The following is a 17,175-nucleotide window of genomic DNA, read 5'->3' on the forward strand; positions in this document are numbered from 1 at the left end:
TCCAGCCGACAAAAAAATTTGTCAAGGAAAAAACGCTTGTCGGTAATCCGGTCGGGCGAGTGCCTCCGCCCGACCGGCGGAACACGGGGCCGCGGGGCGGAGGCCCGGACTTCGGCGGGACGAGCCCTCCCGCCGCCCCTCGGCCCCCGCCTTCCCGCTGCCGCCCTCCGGTGGGAGCCGCTCAGACGGTGGAGCCCGTGAACGCCGACCGCACCTCCTCCCCGTGCTCGTCGTGGCGGTCGGCGACGGCCAGCTTGCACCGGCCGTCCTCGCAGGAGCGCTGGAGGCGGCCCCGCGAGACGGTCTGCGCCAAGCCGATCGCCCAGCACGTCGGGCAGCCGCGCAGGGCGAGCAGGCCGACCGGCAGGAGGGCCAGGCCGACCGGCCCGACCGCCGGGACGAGGGCGACCGAGCCGATCAGCGAGCCGATGCCCACCACGCCGCGCACGACGTGTTCGGTCAGGGACTTGCTCGCGAAGTCGGGGCCCCCGGGGCCGGCGTCGGTTCCGGGCTTCGTTCCGGGCTTCGTTCCGGTCATCGTTCCCTCCACGGGCGGATTCAGATGGTGGGCCGCAGCGTTCGGTGGACCGCCGAACGGGCCCGGTGCAGACGGGACTTCATCGCCGCCGTGCTGAGGCCCAGCGCGTCGGCGACCATCCGGCCGCTGTGGCCCTGGACGTCCCGCATGATCAGCACTCGGCGCTGGTCGGGGGGCAGGGCGGCGACCGCGGCCGCCACCGTGCCGGCTTCCAGGCGGCGCAGGGCGGCCTCCTCGGCGGAGTCCACGCAGACGTCCTGTCGCAGCGGTGCGCCATGGTCCCGCAACCGGGTCCGTGCGCGCCGGAGGCACTCGTTGCGGACGATGCGGAACATCCAGGACGCCAGGGCGCCGGAGGCCCGCAGCATCCCGATCTTGCGGTACAGGATGATCAGGGCCTCCTGCGCCGCGTCCTCCGCGTCCTCCGGGGTGGCGCAGAGGGAACGGGCGAACCGCTGCACATTGGGGTGCGATCCCGACACCAGCGCGGCGATCGAGTCGACGTCGCCGGCCTGCGCGGCGGCGATCAACTGCTCGCCGGGCCAGGTCGATTCAGCCACGCCCGGCTCGCTTGCGCTTCACGGCCAGCATGCAGGTGCAGAGCAGCACCAGGGCGACGGCGATGCCGATGCCGATGATCATCACTACCTCCGGATCCCGTACCCGACGTTTGTCGGAACGTTTATAAGAGGCGCGGGTCGCTCCAAAGGATTCGGCCCGCGCCGCAGAAAGTCGTCCGGGTTCCCGGCGGGGCGCCGGCGGCCGTGCCACGGCCCGTACGGGCTGCGCGAGCGGCCGGGTGCACGGAGAGTTGCGACCGGTCGAGGTGGTTGTCACCAAGTGGTCGAGATCGTTGTCACCTGCCTCGCCCGGTCACGGCGGTTGTCACCGTCCGGGGCGGCGAACCGGCTGGTCAAGGTCGGTGCTCCAACCTGGCGGGTGACGACCGCCGTGCGCACCACCGGAGCACTGCGCCGGCCTGACGCCTCAGGGGACGCAGATCGTCCGCCTCGCCGCCCGGGGATGTCCAACCGGGACATCGCCGCCCGGCTCTTCCTGAGTTCGCGAACGGTCGGCCACCACCTCTGGAAGGCCTGTCCGAAGCTCGGCGTCGGCTCGCGCGGGGAGCCGGCGGCGCTGGTCCGACGGTGGTGGTCCGACGGTGGTGGTCCGAAAAAACCGGTTGCGGGGGAGCGCGGCCCGGATCACGATGTGCGGCATGTACCTGTGCTGACGACTGCCACGTAGCAACTCACCCCTGCGCGATCGACCTCTGCGCCGAGCCACCGGCCGCGCGCTGAGTCGATGACACGCGCGCTCACGCGATCGACCGCCCTCGGCGCTCGGCCATGCCACATGCCGTCATGCCGTCATGCCGCCATGTGGCCATGTGGCCATGTGGCCATGTCCCGAGGCGATGAGACGCGCCGTCGCGAGTTGCCACGGAGAGATACGACCTGTCGCGCGATCGACCTCGGGACGCCCCGCCATGCGGCCACCCGCCCCGAGGCGATGACACGCGCCCTCGTGAGCACTAGTCAGATCCCAGGAACCCCGGCCGATCCAGTCGATCCGGCCTGCGCGCGTTCCTGCTGAACCAGGAAACAGACCACCATGCATACCGAACGCAAGGCCCGCTGGGCCGTGCGCCAGTCCGCGCTGCCCACCGCCGTCCGCAGCTGCCCGGACTGCTCCAGCATGCGGCACCGGCCCTCGGGCAAGATCCGTGTCAACGCCAACGGCAAGCTCCTCGACGTCTGGCTGCTGCTCAGCTGCGCGGGCTGCGACCGGACCTCGAAGGTGCCCGTCCACGAGCGCGTCCACACGTCGTCGCTGGAACCCGCCCGCAGGGAGGCGTACGAGAACAACGACCTCGCCGTGGTGCGGGAACTGACGATGAGTGCGTCGCTCGCCGCCAAGAACGGCTACAGCCTGGACTGGAGCGGCACCTGGGAGCTGGAGGTGCGCACGCCGCTCCACGCGATCGACGATCCGACCCCGCTGACGGTGCTGGTGAGCTTCGAGCTGCCGGTCCCGGTCCGGGTCGAACGCCTGCTCATGTCCGGCCTCGGTCTCAGCCGCAGCCGGGTCCGCCGGATGGTCGCGGACGGCCGCATCCGTCTGCCGCTCGCCCCGGACGCCAAGGCGCGCCGCGACTTCGAGCTGACGGTCCACGCTCCGGCGGCGACCCTGGCTCGGCTCGCGGCTCCGGTCGCGGCGACGCGGCGGGAGGCGGTGCGCGAACTCGGCGCCGCCGACGCCGTCGAGGCGCCGCTGCGTCTGTCGCGCGCGGTGTCCGGGGCGTAGGCCGACGGCTCGGTGCGGGGCGGTACCCGCGCGCGGCTCACGGACTCGCCGTTCGTGAGCCGCGCGGCGGGCTCCCGCGTGGTGGGTCCAGCCTCCTCCGACGACGCAGTCCGGGGCGCCGCAACGGTGGCGGCAGGCGATGGTCGGAGCGTGGCCGGAACCCCGAACGTCCCCAGGCCCGACGGCAGGATCGGCGCCATCGACGCAGGTCACCAGGCTGTGTGCTTCTACCGTCACTACCCGCAGCCGGTGGCCGCGGTGGTGCTGCGCTGCCGGCCACCGATCCCGACGGCCGTACCGTGATCGCCTCCGGCGCCCTCCTCGGGGAGCAGTCCGGGAAGGGGGTGGTGGCGGACATCGCGACCGGGTGACAGCTCGCCGAGACCCGCCACCGGCAACGCACCAACCGGCTCGGCGAGCTCCGACCGATCGCTGCCGCCCTCGACGCCTGCGCACGCGACCTCGCTGCCGAATCGACCAGCCGGGCACACCCCGAAACCCCTGACCGAGACCCCGACCGCGAAGGTCCGCCGGACCCTGGAGCCGTCCCCGGGTGAAGCGGTACCCGGGTCACCGGACGCGGTCACCGGCCCGATCACCCCCGGGGGCCACCGCCGCTGAGACGGCACCCCCGGGGTCGGGGTGTTCGGCGCGTCGCGTCCGTGGCGGGTTGACCAGGTCGGACTTGAATCTTTGCGAACGAATGTTCGATCCTGGGGGTGTGCCCGTTTTCGAATCTGTTTTCGAATCCACCGCCGAGCAGCCCGCACGCCCCGTGCTCCGCCCGGTGGCGTCCCCGGCTGCCGCGCCGGGGGAGCGGGGTGAGCCGGGGGAACGGGAGGAGCGAGAGGGACGGGCGACACCGGCCACCGGGCGGACGGCGGAGCCCCGGGGGCTGCTGCCGGTGCCGTCCGCGCTGCGGGAGGTGCTGCCCGACGCCGGGCTGCGCCGGGGGACGGCGGTGTCGGTGGCGGGCGGGGACACCGGGCTGCTGCTGGCGCTCGCCGCCGGGGTGAAGGAGACCGAGGGCGGCTGGGCCGCGGCGGTCGGACTGCCGGACCTGGGGCTGGCCGCCGCCGAGGGGTACGGACTGGACCTGCGGCGGCTGCTGGTCGCGGACGATCCGGGGCCGCACTGGGCCGAAGTGGTCTCGGTGCTGGCCGGCGCGGTCGAGCTGATCATGCTGCGCCCGGACGGGCCGGTGCCGCCGAAGCTGGCCGCCCGGCTGGCGGCGGTGCTGCGGCGCAGCGGCTGCGTGCTGCTGGTCGCCGGGCCGTGGCCGGGCGCGGTGCTGCGGCTGGGGGTGCGTTCCGGGCGCTGGTTCGGGCTGGGCGACGGCCACGGGCAGCTCGTCGGCCGGCAGGTGGAGGTGGTGGCCGAGGGCCGCGGCTCGGCGGTGCGCGGCCGGACGGCCCGGCTCTGGCTGCCCGACGAGCACGGCGCGGTGCGCCCGCTCCAGGAGCAGCCGCGACAGGGACGGCCGCAGCCGGTGGCGGAACCGGCGATGCCGGCACTACCAGCGCTACCGGCACTACCGGCGATACCGGCGGCGGAGCCGATGGCACCCCGCGTGGCGGCGGTGGTCTGAGATGGCGGACGACGGAACCCCCCGGGTGCTGGTGATCTGGTGCCCGGACTGGCCGGTGGTGGCCGTCACCGGCGACGACCCGGTCGCGGTGACCGAGGGCGGGCGGATCCTCGCCTGCTCGGCGGGCGCCCGGGCGGCCGGGGTGCGGCAGGGGCAGCGGCTCAAGCTGGCCCAGCGGCTCTGCCCGGAGCTGGAGCTGCGCGACCGCGACCCGGAGGCGGAGACCCGCCGCTTCGAGCCGGTGGTCGCGGCGGTGGAGGCGTTCACGCCCCGGGTGGAGGTGATCCGTCCGGGACTGTGCGCGATCCCGGTGAAGGGCCCGGGCCGCTACTTCGGCGGCGAGGAGGCGCTGGCCGGCAAGGTCGGCAGAGCGGTGGCGGACGCCCTCGGACGGCCCCTCGTCCCGGACGCCGTCCCGGGCGCGATGGCCGTCGAGGCCCGCCCCGAAGCCGCCTCCCGCCCCGAAGCCGCCTCCCGACCGGCAGCCGCCTCCCTACCCGAAACCGCCTCCCGACCGGCAACCGCCTCCCGCCCCGAAGCCGCCCCGCAGGCCCGGGACGCGGAAGCCGCCCCGCAGACCCGGACCGCTCCGGCCGAAGCCGCCCCGCAGGCCCGGGTCGGTGTCGCCGACGGCCTGTTCGCCGCCGTGCTCGCCGCCCGGGCCGGGGTGCTGGTCCCGGCCGGCCGGACGGCGGAGTTCCTCGCCCCGTACCCGGTGAGCGCGCTGGGCGACGAGACGCTGGCCGAACTGCTGGGGCGGCTCGGCCTGCCCACCGTCGGGGCCTTCGCCGCCCTGCCGGCCGAGTCGGTCGCGGACCGCTTCGGCCCGTCCGGGACGGTCGCGCACCGGCTGGCCCGCGGTTTGCAGCCGCGCCCGCTGGTGCCGCGCGACGAGGAGCCGGACCTCGCCGTCGAGCAGCGCTTCGACCCGCCGGAGCCGCTGGCCGAGCCGCTGGTGTTCGTCGCCCGCACGCTGGCCGAGCAGTTGCACCGGCGGCTGGCCGGGGCCGGGCTGACCTGCCGCCGGGTGGCCGTCGAGGTGGCCTGCGCGGACGGTCGGACGGCCTCCCGGCTGTGGCGGCACGAGGGCCGGTTGTCCGCGACGGCGCTGGCCGAGCGGGTCCGTTGGCAGCTGCAGGCCTGGCAGGGCGCGGGCACCTTCGCCGGCAACGGGGAAGGCGGGGAGGACGCGGGCTTCACCCTGCTCCGGCTGGCCCCCGACGGCCTCTCCCCGGACCAGGGCCGCCAGCTCGCGCTGTGGGGCCAGGCCGTCGCGGACGACCGGGTGGAGCGCGCGGTCGCCCGGGTGCAGGCGGTGCTCGGCCACGCGGGGTTGCGCCGGATCGAACCGGCGGGTGGGCGCGGCCCGGGCGAGCAGGCGGTCAAGGTGCCGTGGGGCGAGCCGTACGAGGCGGCGGTGGCGGCCGACGCGCCCTGGCCGGGGCGGCTGCCGGAGGTGTGGCCCGCCGTGGTGCTGCGGGAGCCCGCGCCGGTGCGGGTGCTGGACGGGGCCGGGCAGCCGGTCACGGTGGACGGCCGGGCGGGGGTGTCGGCCCGGCCGGCCCTGGTCGTGGTCCGGGGCCGGGAGGAGCGGGTGGACGGCTGGACCGGTCCCTGGCCGGCGGTCGAGTACTGGTGGGACCAGTCGCTGGCCCGGCGCCGGGCGCGGTTCCAGGTCGTGGTGGGCGGTGGCCGGGCGCTGCTGCTCACCGTGGAGGGGGGTGCCTGGTACCTGGAGGCCGGCTACGACTAGCGGTCCGGTCGGTCCGGACCCCGGGGGGAGTGGAACGAGCACGAGAACGACGAAGGCAACCCCGATGGGCTTCACCAGCCACCCCACCCTCCCCTGGAGCGAGCTGCACCGCCGGCTGACCGGCACGGCGCCGGACCGCACGGTCGTCCCGCTGCGCCGCCCCGCTCCCGAGCCTGCCCCCGCTCCCGAATCCCCTCCCGCTCCGGCGGAGCCCGAGTCCGGTCCCGGCCCCGGCCCCGGCCCCGGGAGGGCCGCCGAGCCCTGGGCCGAGCTGCACGTCCACTCCGCCTTCAGCTTCCTGGACGGCGCCAGCGACCCGGAGGACCTGGTCGCCGAGGCGGTCCGGCTGGGCGTGGAGAGCCTCGCGATCACCGATCACGACGGCCTGTACGGGGCCGTCCGGCTCGCCGAGGCGGCCCGGGGCACGGGCCTGGCCACCGTGTTCGGCGCCGAGCTGACCGTCCGCGGCGGCGGGGCGGAGGAGCACCTGCTGGTCCTCGCCCGCGACCCGGCCGGCTACCGCCGCCTCTCCGCCGCGATCGCCGCCGCCCAGCTGGCCGGCGGCGCCAAGGGCAGCCCGGTGTACGACCTCGCGGCGCTCGCCGGGGCGCACGACGGCCACTGGGCGGTGCTCACCGGCTGCCGGCTCGGCCGGGTCCCCGCCGCGCTGCCCGACCGGGGCGAGGCCGAGCGCCGGCTCCGTACCCTCACCGAGGCGTTCGGCCGGGAGAACGTCCACGTCGAGCTGATCGACCAGTGGCTGCCCGGCGACGACCGGCGCAACGACGCCCTCGCCGCCCTCGCGGCGACGGCGCGGCTCCCCGTCGTCGCCTCCACCAACGCCCACCACGCCGGCCCCGCCCAGGGCCGCCTCGCGCAGAGCCTCGCCGCGCTGCACGACCGCCGCACCCTCCAGGACGCGGTCGGCTGGACCAGGGCGGCCGGCACCGCGCACCTGCGCTCGGGCCGCGAGATGGCCGGCCGGCTGGCCCGCTTCCCCGGGGTGCAGCGGGCCACCGCCGAACTCGGCCGGGCCTGCGCCTTCGACTTCGCCCGGCTGGATCCGGAGCTGCCCGGTTTCCCCGTGCCCGAGGGCGAGAGCGAGATCAGCCACCTGCGCGCCCTGGTCGCGGCCGGCGGCCCGGGCCGCTTCGGCCCCGGCAACGCCGCCGCCCGCCGCCAGCTCGGCAGGGAGCTGGACGTGATCGAGGACCTCGACCTGGCCGGCTACTTCCTGATCGTGCACGACATCGTGGACTTCTGCCGGAGCCGGGACATCTGGTGCCAGGGCCGCGGCTCGGCCGCCAACTCGGCGGTCTGCTACGCCCTCGGGATCACCGCCGTCGACCCGATCCACTACAAGCTGCTGTTCGAGCGCTTCCTCTCCACGGCCCGGGACGGGCCGCCCGACATCGACCTGGACATCGAGAACCGCCGCCGCGAGGAGGTCATCCAGTACGTCTACGGCCGCTACGGGCGCGAGCACGCCGCCCAGGTCGCCAATGTGATCACCTACCGGCCCCGGCTGGCGATCCGCGACGCCGCCCGGGTGCTCGGCTACCCGCAGGGGCAGGTGGACGCGTTCAGCCGGCAGACCGATTTCCGCTCCGCCCCCGGTGCGGACGCCGTCATCCCCGCCGACGTGCTCCAGCTCGCCACCCAGCTGCACGGCCTGCCCCGGCACCTGGGCATCCACTCGGGCGGCATGGTGCTCACCCGGGAGCCGATCGGCGAGATCTGCCCCACCGAGTGGGCCCGGATGCCCGGGCGCTCCGTGCTCCAGTGGGACAAGGAGTCCACCGCCGGCGCCGGACTGGTGAAGATCGACCTGCTCGGCCTCGGCATGCTGGCCGCCCTGCACGACGCCTGCGACCTGGTCGCGGAGCACCACGGTCTGCGCTACGACCTGGCCACCATTCCGGACGACGACGAGGGCGTGTACGCGATGCTGCGCCGGGCCGACACCGTCGGCGTGTTCCAGGTCGAGTCCCGGGCGCAGATGGCGACCCTGCCCCGGCTCAAGCCGGACCACTTCTACGACCTGGTGGTCGAGGTCGCGCTGATCCGCCCCGGACCGATCCAGGGCGGCTCCGTCCACCCGTACCTGCGGCGCCGCGCCGGGGCGGAGCCGGCCGGCTGCCCGCACCCGCTGATGGAGAACGCGCTCGGCAAGACCCTGGGGGTGCCGCTGTTCCAGGAGCAGATGATGCAACTCGCCATCGACTGCGCCGGGTTCACCCCGGCCGAGGCCGACCGGCTGCGGCAGGCGATGGGCGCCAAGCGCTCGCACGAGCGGGTCGCCCGGCTGCGCGACCGGCTGCTGGGCGGGATGGCCGAGCGCGGCATCCCGCCCGAGGTGGCGGAGGACGTCTACGGCAAGATCGAGGCCTTCTCCAACTACGGCTTCCCGGAGAGCCACGCGATCAGCTTCGCCTACCTGGTGTACGCCAGCGCCTGGCTGAAGCACCACTTCCCGGCGGCCTTCACCTGTGCCCTGCTGGCCAACCAGCCGATGGGCTTCTACTCGCCGCTCAGCCTGGTCGCGGACGTCCGCCGGCACGGCGTGCGGGTGCGCGGGGTGGACGTCAACGCCAGCGGGGCGCGGCCCACCCTGGAACCGTACCGGGGGCCGACCCCCGGGCCGCCGCTGACGGCAGGGCGCCCGCAGCCGGCGATCCGGCTCGGCCTGGAGACGGTGCGCGGCATCGGCACCCCGCAGGCCGAGGCGGTCGTGGCCGGGCAGCCGTACGCCGACCTGGAGGACTTCGCCCGCCGCACCGGCCTGCCCGGGCCCGCCCTGGAGGCGCTGGCGACGGCCGGGGCCTTCGACTGCTTCGGGTTGACGAGGCGTCAGGCACTGTGGGCGGCAGGGGCGTTCGCCGGGATCTCGGCCGATCTGATCCCCGGCACCACGCCCGGTACCGAGGCGCCGGAGCTGCCCGGGATGAGCCCGGTCGAGGAGACCATCGCCGACCTGTGGGCCACCGGCACCTCCGCCACCAGCCACCCGCTCCAGCACCTGCGCGCCCGGCTGGAGCGCGGCGGCGCCCTCTGCGCCGACCGGCTCCCGGACGTACCGCCGGGAACGGCGGTGGTGGTCGGCGGCCTGGTCACCCACCGGCAGCGGCCGCCGACGGCCGGCGGGGTGCTCTTCCTCAGCCTGGAGGACGAGACCGGGCTGATCAACGTGATCTGCAACCGCCCGGTCTGGGAGTCCCAGCGCCGCACCGCCCTGGACCGGGCCGGGTTGCTGGTGCACGGGCACATCGAGCGCGACCGGGGCGCCACCAACCTGATCGCCACCCGGCTCGCCCCGCTCCGGATCGGCCTCTGAGCGGGGCGGTCCCTACGCCCGCGCCTCCGGCTGCCGCCCCTTGCCCGGTGCCCCGGCGAAGGCCTGGGCGATCGGGAGCCAGGCGGTGGCGACCGGCCCGGTGGCGGTGAGGGCGAGGTCGTCCCGGTGGCGGCGCTGGGTCACCAGCAGGCAGAAGTCCAGGGCGGGGCCGCACACCACGTCCTCGGCCCCGGCCGGGCCGATGGACCAGGTCCCGCCGTCCGGCGCGGTCAGGTCGAGCCGGACCGGCCGCTCGGGCGCGGGCAGTCCGTGCAGGGCGAAGGCGAAGCCCAGGGTGCGCAGCCCCAGGTGGGCGATGTGCCGCAGCCGGTCGGTGGGCTCACGGGTGGCGCCGAGTGCGTCCGCGACGTCCTGGCCGTGCGCCCAGGTCTCCATCAGCCGGGCGGTGGCCATCGAGGCGGGCTTCATCGGCGGGCCGAACCAGGGCAGCCGGACGTCGGCCGGGGCGGCGGCGAGTGCGGCCAGCACCTGCGCCCGACCGGCCCGCCAGCGGGCGAGCAGTGCCGCGGGCTCGGCGGCCGCACCCGTGCGGGCGCCCTCCTCGACCGGGTCGGCGCCGGCCGCCACCAGCTCGGTGAAGCGCCCGCCGAGCGAGGCGCCGAAGCCCTCCGGGTCGCGCGCGGCCAGGGCCGTCCAGTTGTCGGTCCAGGCCAGGTGGGCGATCTGGTGCGCCACCGTCCAGCCCTCGGCGGGCGTCGGGCGGGCCCAGCCCCCGGCGGGCAGTCCGGCGACCAGGTCGTCCAGCACCGCGCTCTCGTCCCGCAGGTCCGCCAGCAGTCCGCCCAGGACGTCGCCCGGGGTGTTCGGGTCGGTCATCGGTTTCCCTCCGGTCGAAGGCGGTTGCCGTCCGGCAGTTGCTACCCGCCGGTAGCGTACGGGCGCACCCTATGCCCGCCCGGCCGCCGGTGTCCGCGACTCCACGAAACACGCATGTCAGGACTCTCGCCACCGGCCCCACCGCGTGTGACAATTCCGCGATGACCAGGGCTGCGGACCCCCACCTTGCGCAACCCGTCGCCGACGCTGCGCGACCCGACGACCCCGAACTGGCCGCGCGCGCCGCCGAGCTGGTGCGGGACGCCGTGCTCGGTGACCTCGCCCGCCGGGTGGTGGCCGAGTGCGGCGTCGACGTCGGCCTGGTCGGCGTGCCCGAGCCGCTGCCCGGCAGCCGCCCCGACAGCGAGGGCATGGTGCTGCGGCACTGGGCCGGAACCCGGGCCGACCTGCTGCACGACGTCCCCGTCCCGGCCGGACTCGGCCTCGGCGGCCGGGCGCTCGCCGAACGCGCGCCGACCTGGGTGCCCGACTACCGTGCGGCGACGACGATTTCGCACCACTACGACGCGGCCGTGGCCGCCGAGGACCTGTACGCGATGCTCACCGTCCCGCTGCTGGACGGCGGCACCGTGCACGGCGTGGTGTACGCCTCGCTGCGCACCGTCGTCCCGTTCGGGGACGTGCGGATCTCCGCGGTCGGCACGCTGGCGAGGGCGGCGGCCCGGGCGCTCGCCGGGGCCGCCGCCTGGAGTCGCGAGCGGCCCCGGAAGGCCGCCCCCGTACCGCCGTTGACCCCGCGCGAGCACGAGGTGCTGCGCTGGGCGGCGACCGGCCGGACCAACCCGGAGATCGCCGCCCGCCTGGGCCTGACCTGCAACACGGTGACGGGCTACCTCAAGTCCGCGATGCACAAGCTCGGCGTCCGCAACCGGACCGAACTCGCCCTCGCGGCGAGGGAGTCAGGGCTCGTCAGTTGACCTGGCGCTCCCGCCCGGTCCAGTACGGCTCGCGCAGCCGGAACTTCTGCAGCTTCCCGGTGGCGGTGCGCGGCAGGGCGTCCCGGAACTCCACCGTGGTGGGCGACTTGTAGCCGGCCAGTCGCTGCTTGCAGTGCGCGATCAACTCGGCCTCGGTGACCGCCTCGTGGCCCTCCCTGAGCACCACCAGCGCCTTCACCGTCTCGCCCCACTTCTCGTGCGGCACGCCGATCACCGCCGTCTCGGCGACCGCCGGGTGGTCGTACAGGCAGTCCTCCACCTCGATCGAGGAGACGTTCTCCCCGCCGCTGATGATGACGTCCTTCTTGCGGTCGGAGATGGTCAGCTGCCCGTCCGTGAGGGTGCCGCCGTCGCCGGTGTGGAACCAGCCGTCCCGCAGTGCCTCGGCCGAGGCCTCCGGCTGCTGCCAGTAGCCGTCCAGGACGGTGTTGGAGCGCACCAGCACCTCCCCGGAGGGATCCACCCGCAGCTGGGTGCCGAGCGCCGGGGCGCCCGCCTGCACCAGCTTCTCGGCCCGCTCGGCGGCCGGCAGCGCGTCCCACTCGGCCCGGGTGCGGTTGACCGTGACCGCGGGAGAGGTCTCGGTCAGGCCGTACAGCTGCATGAACTCCCAGCCCAGCTGCTCCTCGACCTGCTGCACCACCGAGGTCGGCGGCGGGGCGCCGGCCACGATCATCCGCACCCGGTCCCGGCCGGGCACCGGGCCGTCCAGGTCGGCGGCCGCGTCCAGCACCATCTGGACCACGGCCGGCGCGCCGGACAGGAAGGTCACCCCGTGCCGCTCGACCCGGCGCAGGATCTCCGCGCCGTCCACCTTGCGCAGCACGATGTGCCGGGCGCCCAGGCCGGTGAGCGAGAACGGCAGGCCCCAGCCGTTGGCGTGGAACATCGGCAGGGTGTGCAGGTAGACGTCCCGGTCGTTCGCGCCGTAGTGCAGGCCCATCAGCGTCGCGTTCAGCCAGATGTTGCGGTGGGTGAGCTGAACGCCCTTGGGGCGGGCGGTGGTTCCGCTGGTGTAGTTGATGGTGGCGGTGTCGTTCTCGTCGACCGCGTACCGCCGCGGGGTGCCGTCGAAGTCGTACAGCACGGCGTCGCTGTCCGCGCCCAGCACGAACTTGTGCTTGGCCACCACCCCGTGCAGGGAGTCGGCGACCTCGGGGTCGACCAGCAGCACCGAGGCGCCGCTCTGCTCGACGATGTACGACACCTCCTCGGCCTTCAGCCGGAAGTTCACCGGCACCAGCACCCGGCCGTGCCCGCTCACCCCGAAGAAGGAGGTCAGCAGCCGGGCCGAGTTGTGCGAGACGACCGCGACCCGCTCGCCCGGCCCGACGCCGAGCCGGTCCAGCCCGGCGGCCTGGGCCCGGGCCAGCTCGGCGACCCTGCGGTAGCTCAGCTCGCCCCAGGATTCGGCCGGCTGCACCGGCTCGTCGACGATGCCGACCCGGTCGCCGTAGACCAGCTCGGCCCGGTCGAGGAAGTCCATCACGGAGAGTGGAATCTGCATGCGCCCACTGTCCTCCCCCGTCCGCGCCCTGCACACCCCCGAACGGGGGTGTCACCCGCCGGTGGGCGCCGGGCCGGCGTCAGCGGGCGCCGGGTCGGTGCCCGCGGGCACCGGATCCGCCTCCCCGGCCGCCGTCAGCGCCGCCACCAGCCGGTCGCGGGCCTCCGTCTGGGCGGCGATCCGGCGCTCCAGCACCGCCAGCCGCTCCCGGGCGATCCCCAGCACCCGTGCGGACGGCCGGCCCGCCAGCACGTCCCCGTCCAGGCACCCCAGCAGCGGCCGGAGGTCCTCCAGGGTGAGCCCGGCGGCGACCAGCGCGCGGATGTTGCGCACCCGGACGACCGCCGACCCGCCGTACTCGCGGTAGCCGTTCGGCGCCCGCCCGGACTCGATCAGCCCTGCCTGCTCGTAGTGCCGCAGAGCGCGCGCGGTACTGCCCGTCCGGGCCGCCAGCTCGCCGATCCGCACCGCCACCCGTCCCCTCCCGGTCAGCCCACCAGCGCGCCGCCGTCCACCGAGAACACTACGCCGGTCACGAACGAGGCCTGCGGCGAGGCCAGTTGGGTGATCGCCCAGGCCACCTCCGCCGGGCGGCCGATCCGGCCCAGCGGGGTGTGCTCGATCTGCCACCGCCGGATCGCCGCCCGCTGCTCGGGGCCGTACCCGGAGTGCTCGCCGATCGGTGTGTCGATCGCCCCGGGCGCCACCGCCACCACCCGGACCCCGCGCGGCGCCAGCTCCACCGCCCAGCTGCGGGTGACCGTCTCCAGCGCCGCCTTGCTCGCCGCGTACACCGAGTTGCCCGGCCAGCCCCGCTGCCCGACGGCCGTGCTGACGTTGACCACCACGCCCCGGCTCCGCTCCAGCTCGGGCAGCGCGGCCTGCCCGAGCAGCACCGGGGCGACCAGGTTGGTGGCCAGCAGCGCCTCGACGCCCGCCCGGTCGAAACCGCCGAGGCCCTGCCGGCTCTGCACGATCGCGGCATTGTTGACCAGCACGTCCAGCCGCCCGAACCGCTCCACGGCCACCCGGACGATCTCCTCCGGCGCGTCCGGCCCGGTCACGTCCGCGGTCAGCGGCTCGATCAGCGCCGGGTGCGCGGCCGCCGTCCCGGCCAGCGGTTCGAGCCGCCGTCCCACCGCCAGCACCCGCGCCCCCTCGGCCGCGAAGGCCCGCGCCGTCTCCCGCCCGATCCCCGTCCCGGCCCCGGTGACCACCACGACCCTGCCCCGCGTCCCGCTCTCGTCGTCCATGGCCCCACCCTGCGACCCTGCCGCCAACGTCAGGGTCAAGCGGGAGCCCCGCCCGGCGCTCGCCGTACCCGCCGCTCGCCGAACCCGGCGCGAACAGCGGGCCCCGGCCAGCTGTTCGCGCCCCAGCCTGCTAGGAAGGTCGCAACGCACGGTCCAACCACGGGGAGCACACCCATGAACGATCAACGGTCCGGCCCGCTCTACGAGGCCGTCGGCGGCATCGAAGCCCTGCGCCGGCTCAGCCGCACCTTCTACCGGGACGTCCTCGCCGACCCCCTGCTCGCCCCGGTCTTCGCCGACTTCACCCCCACCCACGTCGAACGCGTCGCGGTCTGGCTGGCCGAGGTCTTCGGCGGCCCGGCGGGCTACACCGGTGAACTGGGCGGTCACCAGGCGCTGCTCCGCGCCCACCTGGGCCTGGCCATCACCGAGGAGCAGCGGCTGCGCTGGATGGAGCTGATGGCCGAGGCCGTCCGCGCCGAGCTGCCCGAGGACGAGCTGCTGCGCCGCCGGGTGCTGGAGTACTTCGACTGGGGCACCAGGATCGCCGAGGACGTCTCCGCCTCCCCGGTCGGCACCGACCTCGGCGATCCCGGCCCGACCCCGCGCTGGGGCTGGGAGGGCCTCAAGTGACCGTCGCCGCACTGCCGATGGCCGACGGCCTGCTGCTGCGCCCGTTCGAGGACGCCGACGCGCCGGCCCTGATCGAGGCCTACCGGGACGAGACCCTGCGCCGCTTCCTCCGTACCCTGGTGGACGACGCCGACCAGGCCGCGCACTGGCTGCGCGCCCAGGAGGAGGGCCGGGCGGCCGGCACCCGGTACAGCTTCGCCGTCCTGGACGGCGGCGAGCTGGTCGGCAACGTCGCGCTCAAGTACCCCGCCCCCGGCGGGGGGACGGCCGAGGTGGGGTACTGGACGACCGCCCCGGCCCGCGGCCGGGGGGTGGCCCCGCGCGCGGTGGAGGCCCTCACCACCTGGGCCTTCGCCACCTTCGCCGAGGACGGCCTGCGCCGGATCGACCTGCTCCATGCGGGCGACAACCACGCCTCCTGCCGGGTCGCGGAGAAGAGCGGCTACGCCTTCACGGAGATCGTCCCGGCCTTCCCGCCGTACCCGCTGGACGGGCACCGGCACTCCCGGAAAAGGCTGGACGAAATCGAACGGTGCAGGTGAGAGTGGACGCATGGCTTCTCTGGTACGACATGTGACGATCGACTGCGCCGACCCGCACGCCCTGGCCGCCTTCTGGGCCCGGGCGCTGGAGGGCACCCTGGGGGAGGACGACAACCCCGGTGACGACGAGGCGCTGGTGGACTCCGCCGGCGCCTCGCTGCTCTTCATCCGGGTGCCCGAGGGCAAGTCGGTGAAGAACCGGACCCACCTCGACCTCCAGCCGCAGGACCGCGGCCGGGACGAGGAGGTGGAGCGCCTGGTCGCCCTGGGCGCCACCGTGCTGGCCGACCACCGCACCCCGGACGGCAAGGGCTGGGTCACCCTGGCCGACCCCGAGGGCAACGAGTTCTGCGTCGAGCGCAGCCAGGCCGAGCGGGTCGCGACCGGGGCCGCCTGACCGGTCGGGCCGGCCTCACTCCGGCCACTCGCCCACGGCCGCCCGCCAGATCCACGAGGACTCGCGCGGGCGGCCGTTCAGTTCCCCGCGCCCGGTGCACCAGAGCAGGACCTCCGCCGGGTGGGCGGCCGGCTCCTGCGGCGCGTGCGGGAAGAGCCGGTCGAGCACGAGGCGGCACAGCTCGGCGGGCGGCCGCCAGGGCAGGCCGAGGCCGCTGGTGATGTCGTGGGTGTGCAGCAGGGTCTCGGCGACGCCCATGGCGGCGAAGCCGGACGGATCGCAGGGCCCGTGGTGGTAGGCGCGCAGCTCGGGCGGGGCGGCGTCCAGGGCGGTGGCGAGGAGCTGTCCGGCGGCGGTGACCACGGTGAGCACCTGGGCCGGGTCGGCCTCGGGCCGGACGGTGAGGTCCAGCGGCAGGTAGCGGTCCCGGGGGCGGGCGGCGAGCTGGCCGGCGTAGGCGAGCAGGTCGTGGGCGATGTGGGCGGCGGTGTCGCGGCAGCTCCATTCCAGGAGTCCGGCGGGCAGGTCCCAGTCGCGGTCCGCGGTGTGCGGGGCGAGGACCGCCAGTGAGGCTTCCAGGGCGGTTCGTACGGCGTCGCCGTTGCGCATGATCACTCCTTCGACGGAGCGTCACACGATAGGCCGGACGGCGGGGTCGGGGTAGCCCGGGTGCACCGGCGGGCGCCCCGACCGCCGTTCCTCGCGCGGAACCCCGGGAGGTTCCGCACGAGGGGTTCAGCCCAGCTGGATCGAGCGCTTGGCCAGGCCCATCCAGAACCCGTCGATGACGCTGCGCTGGCTGTCCAGGTCGCCCTCGCCGGCGCCGAGGGTGACGAACAGCGGGGCGAAGTGCTCGGTGCGGGGGTGGGCGAGGCGTCCGGCCGGGGCCTTGTGCTCGAAGTCGAGCAGCGCGTCCAGGTCGTGGGCCTCCAGGGCGCGCCGGCCCCAGTCGTCGAACTCGGCCATCACCGAGGTGATCCGGCCGTCGTTGCTGAGCGCCCGGAGGTTGTGGGTGAAGAAGCCGCTGCCGACGATCAGCACGCCCTCGTCGCGGAGCGGGGCGAGCTTGCGGCCGATCTCCATCAGCCGCTGCGGGTCGAGGGTGGGCAGCGAGACCTGGAGCACCGGGACGTCGGCGTCCGGGTACATCTCCACCAGCGGGACGTACGCGCCGTGGTCGAGTCCGCGCTCGGGGATGTCCTGGACGGGCGTGCCGGGGGCGCGCAGCAGCTTGCGCACGCGTTCGGCGAGTTCCGGTGCGCCGGGGGCGGCGTACTGGACCCGGTAGTAGTGCTCGGGGAAGCCCCAGAAGTCGTACACCAGCGGGACGGTGGTGACGGCGCCGAGGGCGAGCGGGGCCTCCTCCCAGTGGGCGGAGACCATGAGGACCGCCCTGGGCCGGGGCAGGTCGGCGGACCAGGCGGCCAGTTCGCCCGGCCAGACCGGGTCGTCGGCCAGCGGCGGCGCGCCGTGCGACAGGTACAGGGCGGGCATGCGCTCGGGGGCCGCGGTGCTCATGGCGTCCTC

17 protein-coding genes and 1 pseudogene are annotated in these 17,175 nt (G+C 75.3%); 10 read left to right on the top strand and 8 right to left on the bottom strand.

Annotated features, from left to right (window positions below):
- Positions 1-181 precede the first annotated feature (181 nt).
- Positions 182-538 carry a hypothetical protein gene (locus tag ACGFSC_RS35425; protein ID WP_359900123.1) on the bottom strand — a complete coding sequence of 119 codons (357 nt, stop codon included), beginning with the start codon at positions 536-538 and terminating at the stop codon, positions 182-184.
- A 20-nt stretch (positions 539-558) separates the two neighbouring features.
- Positions 559-1,098 carry a sigma-70 family RNA polymerase sigma factor gene (locus ACGFSC_RS35430; protein WP_359900125.1) on the bottom strand — a complete coding sequence of 180 codons (540 nt, stop codon included), beginning with the start codon at positions 1,096-1,098 and terminating at the stop codon, positions 559-561.
- Between the two features lie 419 nt (positions 1,099-1,517).
- On the opposite strand from ACGFSC_RS35430, the pseudogene ACGFSC_RS35435 reads away from it, so the two are divergent.
- The 6 genes and pseudogenes from ACGFSC_RS35435 to ACGFSC_RS35460 all read left to right on the top strand — a co-directional run.
- Positions 1,518-1,786 (top strand): annotated as a pseudogene (locus tag ACGFSC_RS35435) (response regulator transcription factor); the annotation flags it as partial.
- Positions 1,787-2,152: 366 nt separating this feature from the next.
- Positions 2,153-2,845, top strand: a complete 693-nt coding sequence (locus tag ACGFSC_RS35440) for a DUF1062 domain-containing protein (RefSeq protein WP_359900126.1) — start codon at positions 2,153-2,155, stop codon at positions 2,843-2,845.
- A 150-nt stretch (positions 2,846-2,995) separates the two neighbouring features.
- Positions 2,996-3,148 carry a hypothetical protein gene (locus ACGFSC_RS35445; protein ID WP_359900128.1) on the top strand — a complete coding sequence of 51 codons (153 nt, stop codon included), beginning with the start codon at positions 2,996-2,998 and terminating at the stop codon, positions 3,146-3,148.
- A 418-nt stretch (positions 3,149-3,566) separates the two neighbouring features.
- Positions 3,567-4,433, top strand: coding sequence for a hypothetical protein (locus ACGFSC_RS35450; RefSeq protein WP_359900130.1), 867 nt, complete (start codon positions 3,567-3,569; stop codon positions 4,431-4,433).
- Between the two features lies 1 nt (position 4,434).
- A complete protein-coding gene (locus ACGFSC_RS35455; RefSeq protein WP_359900132.1) occupies positions 4,435-6,186 on the top strand; it encodes a DNA polymerase Y family protein in 1,752 nt (583 codons plus the stop codon).
- A gap of 64 nt (positions 6,187-6,250) precedes the next feature.
- The gene (locus ACGFSC_RS35460; protein ID WP_359900134.1) at positions 6,251-9,520 is read left to right on the top strand and encodes an error-prone DNA polymerase; all 3,270 of its coding nucleotides are present in this window, start codon (positions 6,251-6,253) and stop codon (positions 9,518-9,520) included.
- 12 nt (positions 9,521-9,532) lie between these two features.
- Here the strand turns inward: ACGFSC_RS35460 and ACGFSC_RS35465 are convergent, their stop codons facing one another.
- Positions 9,533-10,357, bottom strand: coding sequence for a TIGR03084 family metal-binding protein (locus tag ACGFSC_RS35465; RefSeq protein WP_359900136.1), 825 nt, complete (start codon positions 10,355-10,357; stop codon positions 9,533-9,535).
- A 161-nt stretch (positions 10,358-10,518) separates the two neighbouring features.
- Here ACGFSC_RS35465 and ACGFSC_RS35470 point away from each other — a divergent pair, with 161 nt between their 5' ends.
- Positions 10,519-11,295 (top strand): LuxR C-terminal-related transcriptional regulator, encoded by a 777-nt coding sequence (locus ACGFSC_RS35470; protein WP_359900138.1) that lies wholly within the window; start codon positions 10,519-10,521, stop codon positions 11,293-11,295.
- Here ACGFSC_RS35470 and ACGFSC_RS35475 read toward each other — a convergent pair.
- Genes ACGFSC_RS35475 through ACGFSC_RS35485 form a run of 3 tightly spaced genes read right to left on the bottom strand, consistent with a single transcriptional unit; the run spans position 11,288 to position 14,076 of the window.
- Entirely contained in the window at positions 11,288-12,823 is a 1,536-nt protein-coding gene (locus ACGFSC_RS35475; RefSeq protein ID WP_359900140.1) for an AMP-binding protein, read from the bottom strand. The genes ACGFSC_RS35470 and ACGFSC_RS35475 overlap by 8 nt on opposite strands.
- 51 nt (positions 12,824-12,874) lie before the next feature.
- The gene (locus tag ACGFSC_RS35480) at positions 12,875-13,291 is read right to left on the bottom strand and encodes a MerR family transcriptional regulator (RefSeq protein ID WP_359900195.1); all 417 of its coding nucleotides are present in this window, start codon (positions 13,289-13,291) and stop codon (positions 12,875-12,877) included.
- Between the two features lie 20 nt (positions 13,292-13,311).
- Entirely contained in the window at positions 13,312-14,076 is a 765-nt protein-coding gene (locus ACGFSC_RS35485; RefSeq protein WP_359900142.1) for an SDR family oxidoreductase, read from the bottom strand.
- 174 nt (positions 14,077-14,250) lie between these two features.
- Here ACGFSC_RS35485 and ACGFSC_RS35490 point away from each other — a divergent pair, with 174 nt between their 5' ends.
- Genes ACGFSC_RS35490 through ACGFSC_RS35500 form a run of 3 tightly spaced genes read left to right on the top strand, consistent with a single transcriptional unit; the run spans position 14,251 to position 15,648 of the window.
- Positions 14,251-14,709, top strand: coding sequence for a group II truncated hemoglobin (locus tag ACGFSC_RS35490; RefSeq protein WP_359900143.1), 459 nt, complete (start codon positions 14,251-14,253; stop codon positions 14,707-14,709).
- 17 nt (positions 14,710-14,726) lie between these two features.
- Positions 14,727-15,251 carry a GNAT family N-acetyltransferase gene (locus ACGFSC_RS35495; protein ID WP_359900197.1) on the top strand — a complete coding sequence of 175 codons (525 nt, stop codon included), beginning with the start codon at positions 14,727-14,729 and terminating at the stop codon, positions 15,249-15,251.
- Between the two features lie 10 nt (positions 15,252-15,261).
- A complete protein-coding gene (locus ACGFSC_RS35500) occupies positions 15,262-15,648 on the top strand; it encodes a VOC family protein (protein ID WP_359900145.1) in 387 nt (128 codons plus the stop codon).
- Between the two features lie 15 nt (positions 15,649-15,663).
- On the opposite strand, the gene ACGFSC_RS35505 is transcribed toward ACGFSC_RS35500, so the two are convergent.
- The gene (locus ACGFSC_RS35505; protein ID WP_359900147.1) at positions 15,664-16,257 is read right to left on the bottom strand and encodes a maleylpyruvate isomerase N-terminal domain-containing protein; all 594 of its coding nucleotides are present in this window, start codon (positions 16,255-16,257) and stop codon (positions 15,664-15,666) included.
- 126 nt (positions 16,258-16,383) lie between these two features.
- Positions 16,384-17,166, bottom strand: a complete 783-nt coding sequence (locus ACGFSC_RS35510) for a class III extradiol ring-cleavage dioxygenase (RefSeq protein ID WP_359900149.1) — start codon at positions 17,164-17,166, stop codon at positions 16,384-16,386.
- Positions 17,167-17,175: the final 9 nt, after the last annotated feature.

The sequence above is a fragment of the Kitasatospora sp. NPDC048715 genome, assembly GCF_043198905.1.
Classification (GTDB): Bacteria; Actinomycetota; Actinomycetes; order Streptomycetales; family Streptomycetaceae; genus Kitasatospora; species Kitasatospora lactacystinica.